The 16,240-nt window shown below is 74.9% G+C and carries 13 protein-coding genes; 10 read left to right on the forward strand and 3 right to left on the reverse strand.

Features of this window, described 5'->3' with window-relative positions; translation table 11 throughout:
- Positions 1 to 32: 32 nt before the first annotated feature.
- The gene (locus tag OG617_RS24410; protein ID WP_405095304.1) at positions 33 to 1,109 is read right to left on the reverse strand and encodes a RimK family alpha-L-glutamate ligase; all 1,077 of its coding nucleotides are present in this window, start codon (positions 1,107 to 1,109) and stop codon (positions 33 to 35) included.
- Between the two features lie 272 nt (positions 1,110 to 1,381).
- Between OG617_RS24410 and OG617_RS24415 the strand changes: the two genes are divergently transcribed.
- Positions 1,382 to 2,086, forward strand: a complete 705-nt coding sequence (locus OG617_RS24415; protein WP_405095305.1) for an acyltransferase — start codon at positions 1,382 to 1,384, stop codon at positions 2,084 to 2,086.
- Here OG617_RS24415 and OG617_RS24420 read toward each other — a convergent pair.
- The gene (locus tag OG617_RS24420) at positions 1,972 to 3,249 is read right to left on the reverse strand and encodes a glycosyltransferase (protein ID WP_405095306.1); all 1,278 of its coding nucleotides are present in this window, start codon (positions 3,247 to 3,249) and stop codon (positions 1,972 to 1,974) included. The two genes, OG617_RS24415 and OG617_RS24420, sit on opposite strands and share 115 nt — an antisense overlap.
- Before the next feature lie 108 nt (positions 3,250 to 3,357).
- Here OG617_RS24420 and OG617_RS24425 point away from each other — a divergent pair, with 108 nt between their 5' ends.
- The 5 genes from OG617_RS24425 (at position 3,358) to OG617_RS24445 (ending at position 9,737) form a co-directional block, all read left to right on the forward strand.
- Positions 3,358 to 4,485, forward strand: a complete 1,128-nt coding sequence (locus OG617_RS24425) for a glycosyltransferase (protein ID WP_405095307.1) — start codon at positions 3,358 to 3,360, stop codon at positions 4,483 to 4,485.
- 3 nt (positions 4,486 to 4,488) lie between these two features.
- A complete protein-coding gene (locus OG617_RS24430; protein WP_405095308.1) occupies positions 4,489 to 5,823 on the forward strand; it encodes a glycosyltransferase in 1,335 nt (444 codons plus the stop codon).
- Between the two features lie 131 nt (positions 5,824 to 5,954).
- Entirely contained in the window at positions 5,955 to 6,899 is a 945-nt protein-coding gene (locus OG617_RS24435) for an NAD-dependent epimerase/dehydratase family protein (RefSeq protein WP_405095309.1), read from the forward strand.
- Entirely contained in the window at positions 6,899 to 8,308 is a 1,410-nt protein-coding gene (locus OG617_RS24440) for a lipopolysaccharide biosynthesis protein (protein ID WP_405095310.1), read from the forward strand. The genes OG617_RS24435 and OG617_RS24440 overlap by 1 nt, the downstream gene beginning before the upstream one ends.
- Positions 8,289 to 9,737, forward strand: a complete 1,449-nt coding sequence (locus OG617_RS24445; RefSeq protein ID WP_405095311.1) for a glycosyltransferase — start codon at positions 8,289 to 8,291, stop codon at positions 9,735 to 9,737. Before OG617_RS24440 ends, OG617_RS24445 begins: the two co-directional genes overlap by 20 nt.
- A gap of 142 nt (positions 9,738 to 9,879) precedes the next feature.
- Here the strand turns inward: OG617_RS24445 and OG617_RS24450 are convergent, their stop codons facing one another.
- Positions 9,880 to 11,205: an O-antigen ligase family protein gene (locus OG617_RS24450; protein WP_405095312.1), complete on the reverse strand. Its 1,326-nt coding sequence runs from the start codon at positions 11,203 to 11,205 to the stop codon at positions 9,880 to 9,882.
- A gap of 484 nt (positions 11,206 to 11,689) precedes the next feature.
- On the opposite strand from OG617_RS24450, the gene OG617_RS24455 reads away from it, so the two are divergent.
- Genes OG617_RS24455 through wecB form a run of 4 tightly spaced genes read left to right on the forward strand, consistent with a single transcriptional unit; the run spans position 11,690 to position 16,207 of the window.
- Positions 11,690 to 12,730 carry an SDR family NAD(P)-dependent oxidoreductase gene (locus tag OG617_RS24455; RefSeq protein WP_405095313.1) on the forward strand — a complete coding sequence of 347 codons (1,041 nt, stop codon included), beginning with the start codon at positions 11,690 to 11,692 and terminating at the stop codon, positions 12,728 to 12,730.
- Positions 12,724 to 13,851, forward strand: coding sequence for an NAD-dependent epimerase/dehydratase family protein (locus OG617_RS24460; RefSeq protein ID WP_405095314.1), 1,128 nt, complete (start codon positions 12,724 to 12,726; stop codon positions 13,849 to 13,851). Before OG617_RS24455 ends, OG617_RS24460 begins: the two co-directional genes overlap by 7 nt.
- Entirely contained in the window at positions 13,848 to 15,086 is a 1,239-nt protein-coding gene (locus tag OG617_RS24465) for a glycosyltransferase family 4 protein (RefSeq protein ID WP_405095315.1), read from the forward strand. The genes OG617_RS24460 and OG617_RS24465 overlap by 4 nt, the downstream gene beginning before the upstream one ends.
- Positions 15,083 to 16,207 (forward strand): non-hydrolyzing UDP-N-acetylglucosamine 2-epimerase, encoded by a 1,125-nt coding sequence (gene wecB / locus OG617_RS24470; RefSeq protein ID WP_405095316.1) that lies wholly within the window; start codon positions 15,083 to 15,085, stop codon positions 16,205 to 16,207. The genes OG617_RS24465 and wecB overlap by 4 nt, the downstream gene beginning before the upstream one ends.
- Positions 16,208 to 16,240: the final 33 nt, after the last annotated feature.

A 16,240-nucleotide genomic window follows, 5' to 3' on the forward strand; every position in this document is an offset into this window, starting at 1 on the left:
TAGCGCGAGCCTTCTGCGGAGCGGCACGCATGTCAATGCTTCGATGGTCTGGATTCGACAGTGAGCCCAACCGGATCCGGTGCGGGTCGCCGGCCGAGGTGGCGCAGGATCGCCTCGCAGAACACCGCCTCCACGTCGCACCGCTCCGCCACACGCGCCCAACCCCCGTCCCGCCGGACGTGGTAGTGGGTGGACTCCTCCGCGGTGACGGTGCCGAAGTGCAGGCACTGGAACTCGATCAGGTGGAACTCGGTGCCGTCGAAACCGATGTCGAGGGAGACCAGCGGCGTGCCGATCGTCTCGGCCACCCGCTCGGCGTAGTCGAGCAGGGCCTCCCGGTCGACGCCACCGGTGTCCTGGAAGTCGAAGTCACCGCTGCCGCTCGCCCGGAAGTCCCCAGGCCGGTTGCGGCGATACAGCGTGTAGTACCGGTCGCCCATTCGCAGGACCTTGAAGTCGCCGGTCAGCCCCGGGACGAACTCCTGGACGACGAACTTCCGGCGGTGCAGCGACCAGGGGTGGTGTCCCCGCCGCAGCAGGCGCCGGGCGTACTCGCGGGCGGTCTCGCCGGGGCTGCCGGCCCGGCTCATCGCGCGGGCGAGGCGCAGCAGTTCGGCCCGGTCGGCCGCCCGCGCCACGTAGTCCGAGCCGGCGCCGTACGCCGACTTGATCACCTTGGGCCACCGTCCGTCCAGGGCCGATCGCTCCAACTCCTCGTACGTGCCGAAGGCGCGGGTGCCCAGCCGGGCTGCCTCCTTCGGGAACAACTGACCACGCAGCGCCTCCATCAGGACCTTGTTGTGGTGCGCCCGCAGGAAGCGGTGCGGCGGGAGGGTGCGGGCCCCGGCCGTCTCCAGGGCCAGCACGAGGTCCTCGATCCAGCTCTTGTAGAGCAGGCCGGGATCCTCGGACGAGGTGTAGAGCACGGGCACCCCGTGCACGTCGGCGGCGAGGTTCAGGTCCGCGAACCCGGTCACCTCCACCTGGTGGCCGGCCCGCTCGAACTGCCGCACCACCCGGCCGACGTCCATGCTGCACAGCCCGTGCCGGGTGCGCGCCGTCGAGTAGAAAGCGCCTCGGTAGTCCGTGAGGATCAGGATTCTCGTCATGCCGATACTCCGTACGGGGACTGGGGCGGGCGGTGGGTGGCCGCCGCGACGGTGGACGGGGTCGGGTGGAACGGCCGCCGGGGGTCACCCGGGGCGGCGACCGTCGTTGCACCGGACAGCGAGCCGGACTGGGACGGGAGCGGGTGGTGAGGATGCTTCGTGTGCTGTGGGCGTCTGTGCGGGACCGATGGGCGACCGATCGGTGCGCGATCCGGGAGACCTACGGTGTGCCGGCGCGCTGACCGGGCCGGCGCCGGGCGGGGGCGGGCCTGATGCGGCTTTCGGCCAGCCGTCCCGGCCCGGTCCTCGGCGGGCTGGCCCGGGCCCTCGACCGGCTCTGGACCCTCGGCTCCCGGGCCCGGCGGGCGGTGCGCGGCCTGGCGGTGGCCGGCCGGTTCGCCGCCCGGGGGGACGGCTTCGTCTTCGACCCGGACGGCGTCTACACGTACGAGACGATCGAGGTGGGCCGCAACGTCGACCTGGGACACCGGCCGGTCCTCATCGCCGCCCGGTCCCGGATCCGGATCGGCGACAATGTCATGTTCGGGCCGCAGGTCACGATCCGGGGCGGCAACCACCGGGTGGACCGGGTCGGCGTGCCGATGACCGCCGTGGGCAAGCAGCCCGGCGACGAGGCCCTGGACCGGGGCGTGACGATCGGCGACGACGTCTGGGTCGGCACCCGGGCCGTCATCCTGCACGGCGTGACGGTGGGCCGGGGCGCGGTGGTCGGGGCCGGCGCGGTGGTGACCCGCCCGGTGCCGCCGTACGCGATCGTCGCCGGCAACCCGGCGCGGGTGATCCGGCTGCGGTGGCCGGTGGCGACGATCGCCGCGCACGAGCGTGCGCTCTACCCGCCCGGTCACCGGCTGACCCCGGCCGAACTGGCCACGCTGGCGGACCTCGCCGGTGTGCCGTCGGGGGCGGCCCCCGGGCCGGCGACGAACGCGCTGACGACCGGGGCCCACAACCGGTAGTCGAAGGACCCGGCCCGTTCCCGGGCGGCCCGGCTCATCGCCCGCCAGGCGGCGTCGTCTAGGGCCAGGGCGCGGACCAGCCCGTCCCGGACGTCGTCGGCTGTGGGCCCGGCGAGCACCAGCCCCTCCCGGCCGTCCACGACGTACCGTCCCAGGTCGCTGGTGGAGTTCAGCAGCACCGGGCACCCGGCGGCGAGGCTCTCCGGCACCTTCGAGGGGAAGCCCGCCTGCGCGTACCCGGCCAGGGGGCGGACCAGCAGGGAGAAGTGCGACCGGCGCAGCTCCTCCAGCACCCGGTCGCGGGGCACCCGGCCGAGGAAGGTGATCCGGTCGGCCAGCTCCGTGAGCAGGCCCTCGTCGAGGTCCGACAGGCTGGCGGCCCGGTCCCGGTCGAAGCCGGCGATCACCAGGTGGACCCGGTCCCGCTCGACCCGGGGCAGCCCTCGCATGCCCGCCAGCACCACCGACAGCAGGTCCTTCGGCCCGGCCGAGCCGGCGTAGAGCAGCCGGACCCCCTCGGCGATCGGGGGAGGCGTCGCCGACGCGATGTGCTCGGCGAGGTCGACCTGCGGCGGTACGACCAGGGTCGGCAGTCCACGCCGGACGAAGTGCCCGGCGATCGTCTCGGACACGGCGATCACCCGGTCGGCGAGCCGGCCGGCCAGGAACAGGCTCCACCGGTGCCGCAGGAAGTAGGGGGTGATCCGGCCCTGGGGGAACTGCTCCGGGTCGTGGCGTTCGAGCACGTCCACCGTCACCGGGCAGCGCGTCGCGACGCGCAGCACCGCCCAGGTGGTGAGGTTCCACAGGCTCAGCGGCAGGTAGACGCCGGTCAGGTCGTCGGGCCGCACCCCGGCGCGCCGCAGCGCGGCCAGCACCCGCAGCGGCCGGGTGCGCCCTCGCAGCCAGCGCGCCAGCGGCCCGTGGGTGCCCCCGCCGAGGGAGATCAGCCGTACGCCCGGAGGCAGGGACGGGTCGGCGGGCAGCCGGGTCCCGTCGGCCGGCCAGTCGTTGACCACCAGGGTGGGCGTGCCGGGCGGGGTGGCGGACCGGGCCAACTGGAGCAGCCGGTTCGAGATCGCGTCGCCGTGCGGGAACCGGAAGGCCGCCAGCGCGAGCAGCCGTGGCGGCGGGGCGGTGTCCTCTTCAGATGATGTCGGCATATTCCCCATCTTTGCGTGTCTGCTACTTGTGCCCGATAGATCGGTTTAGTGTAGGCACTCTGGCGGGGCAGGTCCCGCCTCTTGCCTGGCGCGTCGATAGGAGCGGGTGTGGACCTGAGCACTGACCTCGCCGGTGCCCGGCGCGTGGGGCCCGGGACCCGCACCCGCCCCGTGGTGGTGCAGCACTCGGCCGGTACGCCGGGCGCGAACGGGCCGCTCACCGCCGTCGAACGGGTGCTCGCCTCCCGGCTGGCCGACCGGTACGACTTCGTCCGGATGCACCAGACCAGCGGCAACGGCGCGCTCAACGTCGGCCTGCTGCGGGACTGGGTCGCCCTGCTGCGCCGGGTCCGGCCCGACCTGGTGCACGTGCGTGGGCTACAGAACGAGGGGTTCCACGGCGTCCTCGCCGCCCGGCTGGCCGGCTGCCGGCGGGTCCTGGTCACCGTGCACGGGACCGTGCGGGACCTGCGCCGTACCGACCGCCCGGTGCGCCGCGCGCTGCTGGTGCGCGGTGCCGAGCCGCTGACCGTGCGGGCGGCCAGCCACGTCGCGACCGTCTGCGAGTACGCCGCCGGCCGGGACTTCCTGCGCGGCTGCGCCGACCGGTTCCTCGGCGTCATCCCGAACGGGGTGCCCGTGCCGGCGCGGCCGGACGCGGCCCGGGACCGGGTCCGCGCCGATCTCGGGCTGCGCCCCGACGACCTGGCGATGATCGTGGTGGCCCGGCTGACCTGGGAAAAGGGCTTCGGCGTGCTGGCCGAGGCGCTGCGCCGGCTACCGCCGGCCCCGAACCGCCCGGTGCTGCTGGTGGCCGGCGACGGCCCGGCCCGCGGCGACGTCGAGGCTGCCCTGCGGGGTGCCGGCACGGCGCGGGTACGCATGCTCGGCAACCGAGCCGACGTGCCGGACCTGCTCTCCGCCGCCGACCTGTTCGTCTTCCCCACCCTGCACGAGAACCTGTCCAACGCCCTGCTGGAGGCGATGGCCCACGGGCTGCCGGTGGTGGCCTCGGCGGTGGGCGGCAACGTGGAGGTGCTGCGCGACGGCGGCGGGCGGTTGGTGCCGGCCGGGGATCCGACGGCGTTGGCCGACGCGCTCGCCGCGCTGCTGGCCGACGCCGGGACCCGGGCGCGGCTCGGCGCGCGGGCCCGCCGCACGGTCGTCGACCGGTACAGCCTGGACGCGATGCTCGGGTCGCTGGACACGGCGTACCAGCGGATCCTGGCGGGCTGAGCGGTGCCGGCCGGCGACGCGCGTGACCGGGAGGCGCCGCCCCGGGTCGTCCTGCTCGGCTTCACGCTGTCCGACGAGGCGCTGGGCCGGGTGATGGCCGGGGACGCCGTCCACTCCACCCAGACCCACGCCTTCGCCTGGGGGCTGGTGAAGGCGTTGCGCGACGCCGGCTGCCCGGTCCGGCTGCTGTCCGCCGCCCCGGTCTCCACCTACCCCCGCAACCCCCGGATCCGGTACCGGGCCGCCCGGTTCCGCCACGCCGGGGTGGACGGGCAGCTCCTCGGCTTCGTCAACCTGCTCGGCCTCAAGCACCTCACCCGGTTCGTCTCGGCCTGCCGGCGGGGCTCCCGGATGCTGCGGGAACAGCCCGCCGACGTGCTGCTGGTCCACGGGGTGCACACGCCGTTCCTCTGGGCCGGCCTGGTGCTGGGCCGGCTGCGCGGGGTCCGGGTCGTGCCGGTGCTGACCGACCCGCCGGGGGTGCCGCTGCCGCACGAGGGCCGGCTGGTCCGGCTGCTGCGGTCCGTGGACGTCGCGCTGGTCCGGGCCGCCCTGCGCCGGTGCGCCGGCGTGGTCGCCCTGACCGGCCCGCTCGCCGAGGACTTCGCGCCCGGCCGTCCCCGGCTGGTGCTGGAGGGGATCTGCGACCCGCCGGTCGCGGTCCGGCCCCGGGTCGCGGTCGCCGCGCCCCGGCAGATCGTGTACGCCGGCGGGCTCAGCCGCGCCTACGGCGTGGACCGCCTGGTCGAGGCGTTCCGCGGGCTGCCGGCACCGGACCTGCGGCTGTGCGTCTTCGGCCGGGGCGAGCTGGAGGGATGGCTGCACGAGCAGGCCGCGCTCGACCCGCGCGTCGCGCCACCACGGCTGCTGGACCGCGGCGACCTGGCCCGGTGGCTCGCCGGGGCGGCGGTGCTGGTCAACCCCCGGCCGGTCGACCAGCACTTCGTGCCGTACTCGTTTCCGTCCAAGCTCATCGAGTACCTCTCGGCGGGGGTTCCGGTGGTGACCACCCGGCTGCCCGGCATCCCCGCCGACTACGACTCCCACCTGGTGTACGCCGACGGCGACAGCGCCGCCGGGCTCCGGGACGCGATCCGGCACGTGCTGGAGCTGCCCCCGGCGACGGCCGCCGCGCTCGGCGCGGCGGGACGGGCCTTCGTCGCCGAGACCAGGAACCCGGCCGCGCAGGGCCGCAGGCTGCGGGCGTTCCTCGGCGCGCTGGGTCCCGCTGCCGGCCGGATCGACGCCGGCGGGCACCGGGCCGGGGGTGCCCGGCTGCCGGCCGGCGGGCGTGGGGCGGAGCGGCAGCCGCTGGCCGCGCCCGAGCCGCGGCCGTGAGCCGGGCCGGGCGGCTGACTCCTTCTCCGTCCCTTTTGCAGTAACTTGCCGGATCGGCGGTCGTTGTTCAGCGGGTGGCTCGGCTACGCGCCGGCCGCCGTCGTGGAGACCGACCAGTGGTGGGGGAGATCGTGAAGGTAGTGGTGACCGGAGGCGCCGGTTTCATCGGCGCCAACCTGGTCCGGGCGCTGTGCGAGGTCCCGCAGGTGACCGACGTGGTGGCGGTCGACGACCTCTCCACCGGGGCGGTGGAGAACCTGCTCGACGTGCCGGTCCGGCTGGCGCGGGGCACCGTCCTCGACCCGGACCTGCTCGACGAGGCCTTCGTCGGCGCGCAGAGCGTGGTGCACCTGGGCGCGCTGGGTTCGGTGCCGCGCTCCATCGACCGGCCGCTGCCCAGCCACCACGCGAACGCCACCGGCACCCTGATGGTGCTGGAGGCCGCCCGGCGGCACGAGGTGTCCCAGGTCGTCCTCGCGTCGTCCTCCTCGGTGTACGGGGCGAATCCCGTCCTGCCCCGGCGGGAGACGCTGCGTCCGATGCCGGTCAGCCCGTACGCCGTGTCCAAGCTGGCCGCCGAGGCGTACGCCCTGTCCTTCGCGTCCTGCTACGGGCTGTCCGTGCTGCCGTTCCGCTTCTTCAACGTGTTCGGCCCCCGGCAGGCGGCGCACCACGCGTACGCCGCCGTGGTGCCACGGTTCGTCACCGCCGCGCTCGCCGGCCGGCCGCTGCGGGTGTACGGCGACGGCCAACAGACCCGCGACTTCACCTACGTGGGCAGCGTGACGGCGGTGATCGTGGAGGCGGTGCTGCGCCGGGTGGCGGCGCCCGACGCGGTCAACCTGGCCTTCGGGGCCCGGGTGTCGCTGCTCGACCTCGTCGCCGAGCTGGAGGACGTGCTCGGCCGCCGGCTGCCGGTGATACACGAGCCGCCCCGCCCCGGCGACGTGCGCGACTCGCAGGCCGACTGCGGCCGGCTGCGGGAGCTGTTCCCCACGGCCCGCCCGGTCCCGTTGCGCGTCGGTCTGGAGGAGACCGTGGCCTGGATGTCCGGCCACGTGCTCGCCGGACACTAGTGCCGAACGCCCCGGCCGGACTCGTCGAGCGGGAGAGACCCCCGCCCGGGGCCCACCGGCGAGCGCCCGACCGTACCCGCCGGCTCGTCACCGGCGTCTGCACCGCCGTGCTCGGCCGGCTGGCCGGCTTAGTGGTCCCGATCGTGCTGGTCCCGGTGACGCTGCCCTATCTCGGCACCGACCTGTACGGACTCTGGATGGCCGTGGCCGCCCTCGCCGGGATGGCCGCCTTCGCCGACCTCGGCCTGGGCAGCGGCCTGATGACCAAGCTGGCTCCCTGCCAGGCGGCCGGCGACCACGAGCTGGCCCGCCGCTACGTCTCCAGCGCCTACCTGACGCTGTCCCTGCTGGCGGTCGCCCTCTGCGGCACGCTCTGGCTGCTCGCCGACGCGGTGCCCTGGGCGTCGGTGTTCAACACGACCGGTCAGGTCGGGCCCGGGCAGGCGCGGACGATCGCCCTGACCTGCCTCACCGCGTTCGTGCTCAACGTGCCGCTGTCGCTGATCGTCCGGGTCCAGTACGCCTGTCAGCAGGTCGGCCGGAGCAACCTCTGGCAGGCCGGTGCGGGCCTGGTCGGGCTGCTGGTGGTGCTCGGCATCGTCCGGGCCGGGCTGCCGCCGGTGGCGATCATCGTGGCCTCGGCCGGCGCGCCGCTGGTGGTAAACCTGCTCAACAGCCTCTGGTTCTTCTGGCGCGACGGCGCCCGGATCCGGCCCCGGCTGCGCTGCGTCGACCCGCGAGCCGCCCGCGAGCTGCTGAGCCTCAGCGGGCTGTTCTTCGTGGTGACCGTGGTGACGTCCGTCGCGACCAGCGTGGACACACTGATCGTCGCCCATGCCCTCGGCCTGTCCGCCGTCGCCGCCTACGTGGTGCCGGCGAAGCTGCTCGCCCAGCTCGGCCAGCTCGTGGTGCTGGTCAACGTGCCGCTCTGGCCGGCCAACGGGGACGCCCTGGCCCGGGGCCAACTGGCCTGGGTGCGGCGGATCACCCGCCGGATGACCGCCGTCTCGGTGCTGGCCACCCTGCTGCCCACGGTCGTCCTGGCGTTCGTCGGGCAGCGGCTCCTCGACGCCTGGCTGCCGGTGCCGATCGGGGCCGACCCGTGGCTGCTGGCCGGGCTGGGCGCCTGGTGGGTGGTGCAGGCGGCGCTCTCGCCGCGCTTCATGGTGCAGAACGCCGCCGGCGTGATCACCCCGCAACTGGTCGGCTGGACGGTGTTCGCCGTCCTGTCGCTGGTCGGCAAGTGGTACGGCGCCTCCTGGTTCGGGCTCTGGGCGGTGCCCTGGGTCGCGGTGGCCGGGTTCGCGCTCGCCGTCGTCCCCGCCGCCGTGTACGGCTACCGCAAGGCGCTGCGCCGGGCCGGGCGCCCGGCGTCGGAATGGAGATCCGATGGACAACTGGTCGGCTGAGGAGCATCCCCGGGTGCTGGTCGTCGGCGCGGCGGTGTTCGGCCGAGCCTCGGGCACCGGGATCACCCTGTCCAACCTCTTCGCCGGTTGGCCGCGACAGCGGCTGGCCCAGCTCTACGCCGAGGACCAGGAACCCGACACGGACGTGTGCCAGCGGTTCCTGCGGCTCGACCCGCGCTCCGCGCCCGTGGAGTACCACCTGTTCCGCTGGCGGGCCCGGACCACCCGGGGGACGTGGTCGGGTGCGCGGACCGGGTCGGGCGTGCGGAGCGGGTCGGCCGTCGGCGGGTCGGGTGCGCGGAGCGGGTTGAGGGCCGGCGGGCCCGGCGGGGCGGGCGTCGAGCCCGGGCCGCTGCGGGCCCGGATGCGGACGGAACTGCGGGCGTTCGTCGACCTCAGCCCGCTGCGGGTGCCCGCCGACGCGCGCCGGTGGCTGCGGGAGCAGCGCCCGCAGGTGGTCTACGCGACGCTGGGCAGCATCCGGCAGATGCGGCTGGCGGTGCTGGCGGCCCGGGAGTGCGGGGTGCCGCTGGTGCCGCACTTCATGGACGACTGGCCCACCACCCTGTACACCGACCGGCAGACGCTCGGCGTCGCCCGGCGCGTGCTGCTCGCCGGGGTCCGGGAGGTGGTCCGGCACTCGTCGTACGGCCTGGGGATCAGCGAGCCGATGGCGCGGGAGTACCAGCGCCGCTACGGGCTGCCCTTCGCGGCCTTCGGCAACTGCGTCGACCCGGCGGACTTCGCCGACCGGCCGGGCCCCGCCCGGCCCGCCGCCGACGGGGCGGTGCTGGACCTCGTCTACGTCGGCGGGCTGCACCTGGACCGCTGGCGGTCGCTGCGCCGGGTCGGCGAGGCAGTCGGCTGGCTCGCCGCCGAGGGCCTGCGGGCCCGGCTGACCGTGCACGCGCCCCCGCAGGACCTGGCCCGGTACGGCGAGCGGCTCGGGCTGCCCGGCGTCCGGCTGGGCCGATCGCTGGCCAGCGACGAGGTCGCCGTGGTGCTGCGCCGCGCCGACGTCCTGGTGCACGTGGAGTCGTTCGCCGAGGAGCACCGCCACTACACCCGGTACTCGCTGTCCACCAAGATCCCCCAGTACCTCGCCGCCGGCCGCCCGGTGCTCGGCTTCGGCCCGGCCGAGTTGGCCTCGATGGCCCACCTGGACGCGGCCGGGGCTGGCGCGGTGGTCGGCGTCGACGATCCCGCCCGGCTGGCCCGGGAGGTCGCCCGGCTCTGCGGGGATCCCGCGCTGCGCGAGCGGCTGGGCCGGCAGGGTCTGGACTTCGCCGTCCGCCACCACCGGGCGGACCAGGTGGCCGCCCGGTTCGCCGAGACCCTGGCGCGGGCCGCCCGCCGGCCGGTCGGCCCCGCGCCGGGGCCCCGGCGCGACCCGGCCGAGGCAAGGATCGGGCGGGTCGGCCAGGGGTGAGGACCGGGCGGCTCGGCCCGGCGTGAGGGCCGGGCGGCCCGGCGAGGGGTGAGGGCGGGCCCGGCCAGGGGTGAGGGCGGGGACCGGGCGGCCCGACCCGGCGAGGGGCGAGGGCAGGCCCGGCGAGGCGTTCCGCCCGGGCTCAACCGGTGGCGGGGACCTCGGCTGCCGGTCGCTGCGCGGGAGGCGGGGCCTGCGGTGTCGCCGGGGCGTGGAGCGCGGGCAGCACGGTCAGCATGGCCAGGGCCAGCCAGGCGGCCGGCGACGCCTCCCACTGGCCGGTGAGCCAGATCGGCAGCATCAGCGCGGTGAAGCCGCAGGCCAGCAGGCGGCCGACCGGCGTTGCCCGGGCGGTCGCCACCAGGGCGGCGGCGAGCGTGCCGAAGTAGAGCAGCACGCCGATCAGTCCCAGGTCGTTGCCGACGGTCAACAGCAGGTTGTGCGGGCCGACGCCGTACGGGTTGGTCGCGATGAGCACTCCCGGTCCGGAGCCGGTGAGCAGGTGCTCCGACCAGGTGGTGACGGCGTAGGGCCAGAGCCACAGGCGCCCGGAGATGTCGCCGGTGGCCCGGCCGTACATGCCGTCGAGCCAGGTCATCGTCCAGCCCGGGGTCTTGCCGAGCGGCACCAGGAAGAGCAGCGCGGGCGCGAGCACGCCGAGGCCGAGCACCGTCAGCCGGGGCCAGAACCGGGCCGCCAGCACGGCGACCGCGCCGAGCAGCACCCCGATCGCGGCGCCCCGGGACCCGGTGAGCAGCATGGCCCAGAGCAACAGCGCACCGGCGGCCAGCGGCACCAGCCGCCACCGCCGGTGACGTGCCACGGCCGTGGTCAGGATCGTGGCGACCACGATCCCGGCGGCCAGCGTGTAGGCGGTGAGATTCACCTCCCGGCCCTCGACGCCGAACCGGTGGGCCACGTCGAGCACCTGTCCCCGTGAGCGGAGGTCCTCGGCGGCCCCGGTGACCACCTCCTGGGCGACGACCACGCACCCGGCGAGGAACGTCCCGCCCACCAGCAGCAGGTCCCGCCGGGTGCGCAGCACGTGCCGGCAGGCCACGAAGAGCAGGCAGACCGTCGCGTACCGGTAGGCACCCGCCGCCGTGAGGTCCGGCCGGTCCGACCAGAAGCTGGTGTTGTACGCCCAGCCCGCAGTCGCCGCCGCCAGGGCGTCCGCCCAGCGCGGCCGGGGCAGCCGGCCGCTGAGCAACAGCGCCAGCACGGCCATCGGGGCCAGCCAGTTGAACGACCACCAGGGCGGGCGGGCCGCCCAGAACGCGATCCAGCAGAGCAGGACGACGCTGGGCAGGCCGGTCGGCCACGCGCGGAGCAGCCACGTGGCGGGCCCGCCCGCCCGACGTCGCCGCCCCGGGCCGGTCGGGACCGGGCCGAACGGACGGTCGGCTGCCCGCGGCTGCCGCGCCGCGGCGGGGATACGCGGGCCGAGTCGAGGTGGCGAGGCGGTCATCGGAGCACGGACCGCCCGGGGGCGGCCACGGTCGGGCCCGCGCCGGCCGGGCGGCACAGGTCTGGGTGCGGTGGTCGAACTGGCGGCATGGTGCTCCTTCGCTGACGGACCGCGCCGCCGCCCCGGTCGACCACTCTGCTGTGGAGCGTGACGGGACCGGTCGGGACCGCATGGTCCGCGCCCTTTGTACCAGTTGTGACGTGCCGAAGTGGTGGAATCGGCGTTAACGCCGTCGGTTGGCCGACCGAAGGTAGGCCCGCCAACGGGGGCCCGGAGGGTATTTTCCCTCCTTCTTATCCGCTTGAGAGTGATTCGAGGATATGGCCCGAAACGCGTATCTGCGGGCGCGGGGCCGTCGTTGACCCGGATGCCGCACCGGAGCCAGGTCGGTCCGGTCGGTCGCCCGTGCGGCCGGCGGATCGCCGCGGCACGGGCGGGCGGAACGGGGAAAGCCGTCCGCCGGGCGTGACGAACGGGAGAGGCTATGGCTTTCACGACCTCGGGCCGCCGGGTGCTCATCACCGGCGGCACCGGTTCCTTCGGACAGACCATGACGCGCCGCCTGCTGTCCCAGGACGTGGGCGAGGTGCGCATCCTCAGCCGCGACGAGGCCAAACAGGACGCGATGCGCCGGGCGCTCGGCGACGAGCGGGTCCGCTACCACGTCGGCGACGTCCGGGACCGGGACACGGTCGAGCGGGCGACCCGCGAGGTCGACTTCGTCTTCCACGCGGCGGCGCTGAAGCAGGTGCCGTCCTGCGAGTTCTTCCCGCTGGAGGCGGTGCGCACCAACGTCCTCGGCAGCGCCAACGTGGTCGAGGCCGCCGCCCGCAACGGGGTCGGCTCCGTGGTGGTGCTCAGCACCGACAAGGCGGTCTACCCGGTCAACGCGATGGGCATGAGCAAGGCCCTGATGGAGAAGGTGGCCCAGGCCCACGCCCGCAACGACCCGCGCAGCGCGACCACGGTCTCCTGCGTGCGGTACGGCAACGTGATGTACTCGCGCGGCTCGGTCATCCCGCTCTTCGTCGAGCAGGTCAAGGCCGGCCGGCCGCTGACCGTCACCGACCCGACGATGACCCGGTTCCTGATGTCGCTGGCCGACTCGGTCGACCTGGTCGAGCACGCCTTCCACCACGCGCAGCCCGGCGACGTCTTCATCCGCAAGGCAGCCGCCGGGACCATCGCGGACCTCGCCGAGGCCGTCTGCCGGCTGTTCGACGTGCCGTGCAAGCTCGACGTCATCGGCGTGCGGCACAGCGAGAAGTGGCACGAGACGCTGGCCAGCCGGGAGGAACTGGCCCAGGCCGACGACTTCGGGGAGTTCTTCCGGGTGCCGGTCGACGGGCGGGACCTGAACTACGCGCTGTACGTCTCCGAGGGCGAGCTGGGCGAGGTGCCCCGGGAGGACTTCAACTCGGCCAACGCGCCCAGGCTCGGCGTACCCGAGATCATGGAGTTGCTGCGCGGCCTGCCGGAGATCCGCGCGGAGCTGGCCCTGCGGGACCCGGTGCTGGCATGCTGAGGCTGGCCGTCACCGGCGCCGATGGCTTCCTCGGCTGGCACGTCCGGACGCTGCTGCGCGCGCTGGGCCGTCCGGAGCCCGTCGTCGTCACCCGGGCGGACCTGACCGACCCGGACGCCGTCGCCGCGAAGCTCGCCGGGGTCGACCGGGTGCTGCACCTGGCCGGCGTGAACCGGGGCGACCCCGCCCAGGTGGCCGCCGGGAACGTCCAGCTCGCCGCGCAGCTCGCGCACGGGCTGCGGCGCTGCCCCGCCCCGCCGGCGGTGGTCTTCGCCAACTCGGTCCAGGCCGGCAACGGCACCCCGTACGGCGACGCGAAGGCCACCGCGGCGGGGATCCTGGCCGGCGCCGGAGCCGCCCTCGACGACGTGCTGCTGCCCAACCTGTACGGCGAGCACGGCCGGCCCTTCTACAACTCCGTGGTCGCCACCTTCTGCCGGCTCCTCGCCTCCGGCGACACGCCGCAGGTGCAGCTCGACCGGGACATGGAGCTGGTGCACGTCACCGACGCCGCCGCCCGGCTCGTCGGCGTTCCGGCCGGCGGGTCCTGGGACCCGGACATGCCGGCGCTGCGGATCGGGGTGGGCGAGCTGGCCCACCGGCTGACCGGCTTCGCCGACGCCTACCGCCGGGCGGAGGTCCCGCCGCTGCGGGACCGGCACGACGTGCGGCTGTTCAACACCTACCGCTCGCACGTCTTCCCGTCCGGCGTCCCGATGCCGCTGCCCCGGCGCTCGGACGCCCGGGGCGAGCTGGTGGAGACGGTCAAGGTGCACGACGGCGGGGGCCAGAGCTTCTGCTCGGGCAGCCATCCCGGGGTGACCCGGGGGGAGCACTTCCACCTCGCCAAGATCGAGCGCTTCGTCGTGCTGCGCGGCTCGGCGGAGATCGCCCTTCGCCGGGTCGGCCACGCCGACGTCGTCCGGTTCGCGGTCGCCGGGGACGAGCCGGTCGCCGTGGACATGCCGACGATGTGGGCGCACCGGATCACCAACACCGGGCCCGGTGAGCTGGTCACCCTGTTCTGGGCCAACGAGATCTTCGATCCGGCCCGGCCCGACACGTACCCCGAGCCGGTCGACCTGCCGGCCCTGGTGCCGAGCGCGGTGGTCGCCGGATGAGGATCGGCCTGGTCAGCCAGTGGTACCCGCCGGAGGGTGCCTTCATCCAGGACAACCTCGCCACGGAACTCGTCGCGCGCGGGCACGAGGTCAAGGTGCTCACCACCTTCCCGAGCTATCCGTACGGCCGCGTCTACCCGGGCTACCGGCAGCGGTGGTACGACTGCGTCCGCACCGGCGGGCTGACCGTGCGCCGGGTGCCGTCGTACCCCAGCCACGACCGGTCGCCGGTGCGCCGGGCGGCCAGCTACCTGTCCTTCGCGGCGACGAGCGCGGTCGCCGCGGCGCGCTACCTCGCCGACGTCGACGTGACGTACGTCTACCACCCGCCGCCGACGTCCGTCGCCGCAGCCGTCGTCGGCCGGCTGCTGCGCGGCACGCCGGCCGTGCTGCACGTGCAGGACCCGTGGCCGGAGTCGGTGCTGCACTCCGGGATGGCGCCGCAGGGGCGCGCGGGCCGGCTGCTCGACGGGGCGATCGCCGCGGCCATGCGCCGGATCTACCGGTCGGTCACGACCATCGCGGTGATCTCGCCGGCGATGGCCGAACTCGTCATCGAGCGGGGCGCTGACCCGGACCAGGTGCGGGTGGTCTGGAACTGGACCGACGACCGGCTGTTCCGGCCGGTGCCGGCCACCGACGCGGCGCGCGCCGTCATCGGCCACACCGGACGCTGCACCATCATGTTCGCCGGGAACCTGGGTCTGCTCCAGGGGATCGAGACGGCGGTCCGGGCCGCCGCCGCGACCCGGGACCTCGTCGACCTGGTGCTGGTCGGCTCGGGGGTGCAGGAGGAGAGCGCCCGCCGGCTCGCCGCCGACCTCGGCGCCCACAACGTCCGGTTCCTCGACCGCCGCCCGCCGGAGCGGATGGCCGAGCTGTACGCCGCGGCCGAGTACCAGCTCATCTGCCTGCGGGACGCGACCGGCCTGCGGGGGACCGTCCCGTCGAAGCTCCAGGCGGCGCTGGCCTGCGGCCGTCCGGTGATCGTCTCGGCGGGCGGCGACGCCGCCCGGCTGGTCCGCTCGGCCCGGGTCGGACTCACCTGCCCGCCGGAGGACTGGCGGGCGCTCGCCGACCGGTTCGCAACCGCGGCGGCCCAGCCCGCCGCCGAGCGGCGGGCGACGGCCGACCGCGCCCGCCAGGTGTACCTGGACCGCATGTCGCTGCGGGTGGGGGTCGACCAGTTGGAGGACATCATGATCAAGGCTGCGGACCGGGGGAGGCGTCGATGACGCGCGTCATGACGGTGGTCGGGACCCGACCCGAGATCATCCGGCTGTCCCGGGTCATCGCCCGGCTCGACCGGACGGTCGACCACGTGCTGGTGCACACCGGGCAGAACTGGGACCCGACCCTGTCCGACGTCTTCTTCACCGAGCTGCGGCTGCGCCAGCCCGACCGCTACCTCGGGGTGGACACCACCTCGCTGGGCAGCGTGCTCGGCGGCGTGCTGACCGGGGTGGAACGGGCGATCGAGGACCTGCGGCCGGACGCCCTGCTGGTGCTCGGCGACACGAACAGCTGCATCGCCGCGCTGATCGCCCGGCGGATGCGGGTGCCCGTCTACCACATGGAGGCCGGGAACCGCTGCTTCGACCTGAACGTGCCGGAGGAGACGAACCGGCGGGTGGTCGACCACGTGGCCGACTTCAACCTGGTCTACACCGAGCACGCCCGGCGCAACCTGCTGGCCGAGGGGCTGCACCCGCGGCGGATCCTGCACACCGGGTCGCCGATGCGGGAGGTGCTGGAGCACTACCGCGCCGAGATCGACAAGTCCGGCGTCCTGGAGCAGCTCGGGCTGACCCCCGGCGGCTACTTCCTGGTCAGTGCCCACCGGGAGGAGAACGTCGACGACGCCCCCCGGCTGGGCCGGCTCCTGGACTGCCTGCGGGCGGTCCGGGAGCACTGGGACCTGCCGGTGCTCGTCTCCACCCACCCCCGGACCCGCAAGCGGCTGGCCGCCCTTGCGCCCGACCCGGCCGACCTGGCCGGCATCACGTTCCACGAGCCGTTCGGCCTGTTCGACTACGTACGCCTCCAGGCGCAGGCCCGCTGCACCCTGTCCGACAGCGGCACGATCAGCGAGGAGGCGGCGATCATCGGCTTCCCCGCGGTGACGCTGCGCAACTCGATCGAACGCCCGGAGGCCCTGGACAGCGCCGGCATCCTGCTGACCGATCTCGACCCGGACGCGGTCCGCGAGGCGGTGACGGTCGCCATCGCCCAGGTGGCGTCCGCAGGGGTGCCCTGCCCGGCGGACTACCAGGTCACCGACACCTCCCGCCGGGTCGTCAGCTTCATCCTCTCCACGGTGCGGCTGCACCACGGTTGGGCCGGCATCCGGCGCTGACCGGGCCCGATCGGGGGCCACCACGATCGGGGG

The sequence above is a fragment of the Micromonospora sp. NBC_01412 genome (assembly GCF_045040215.1).
GTDB classification, from domain to species: domain Bacteria; phylum Actinomycetota; class Actinomycetes; order Mycobacteriales; family Micromonosporaceae; genus Micromonospora; species Micromonospora rubida.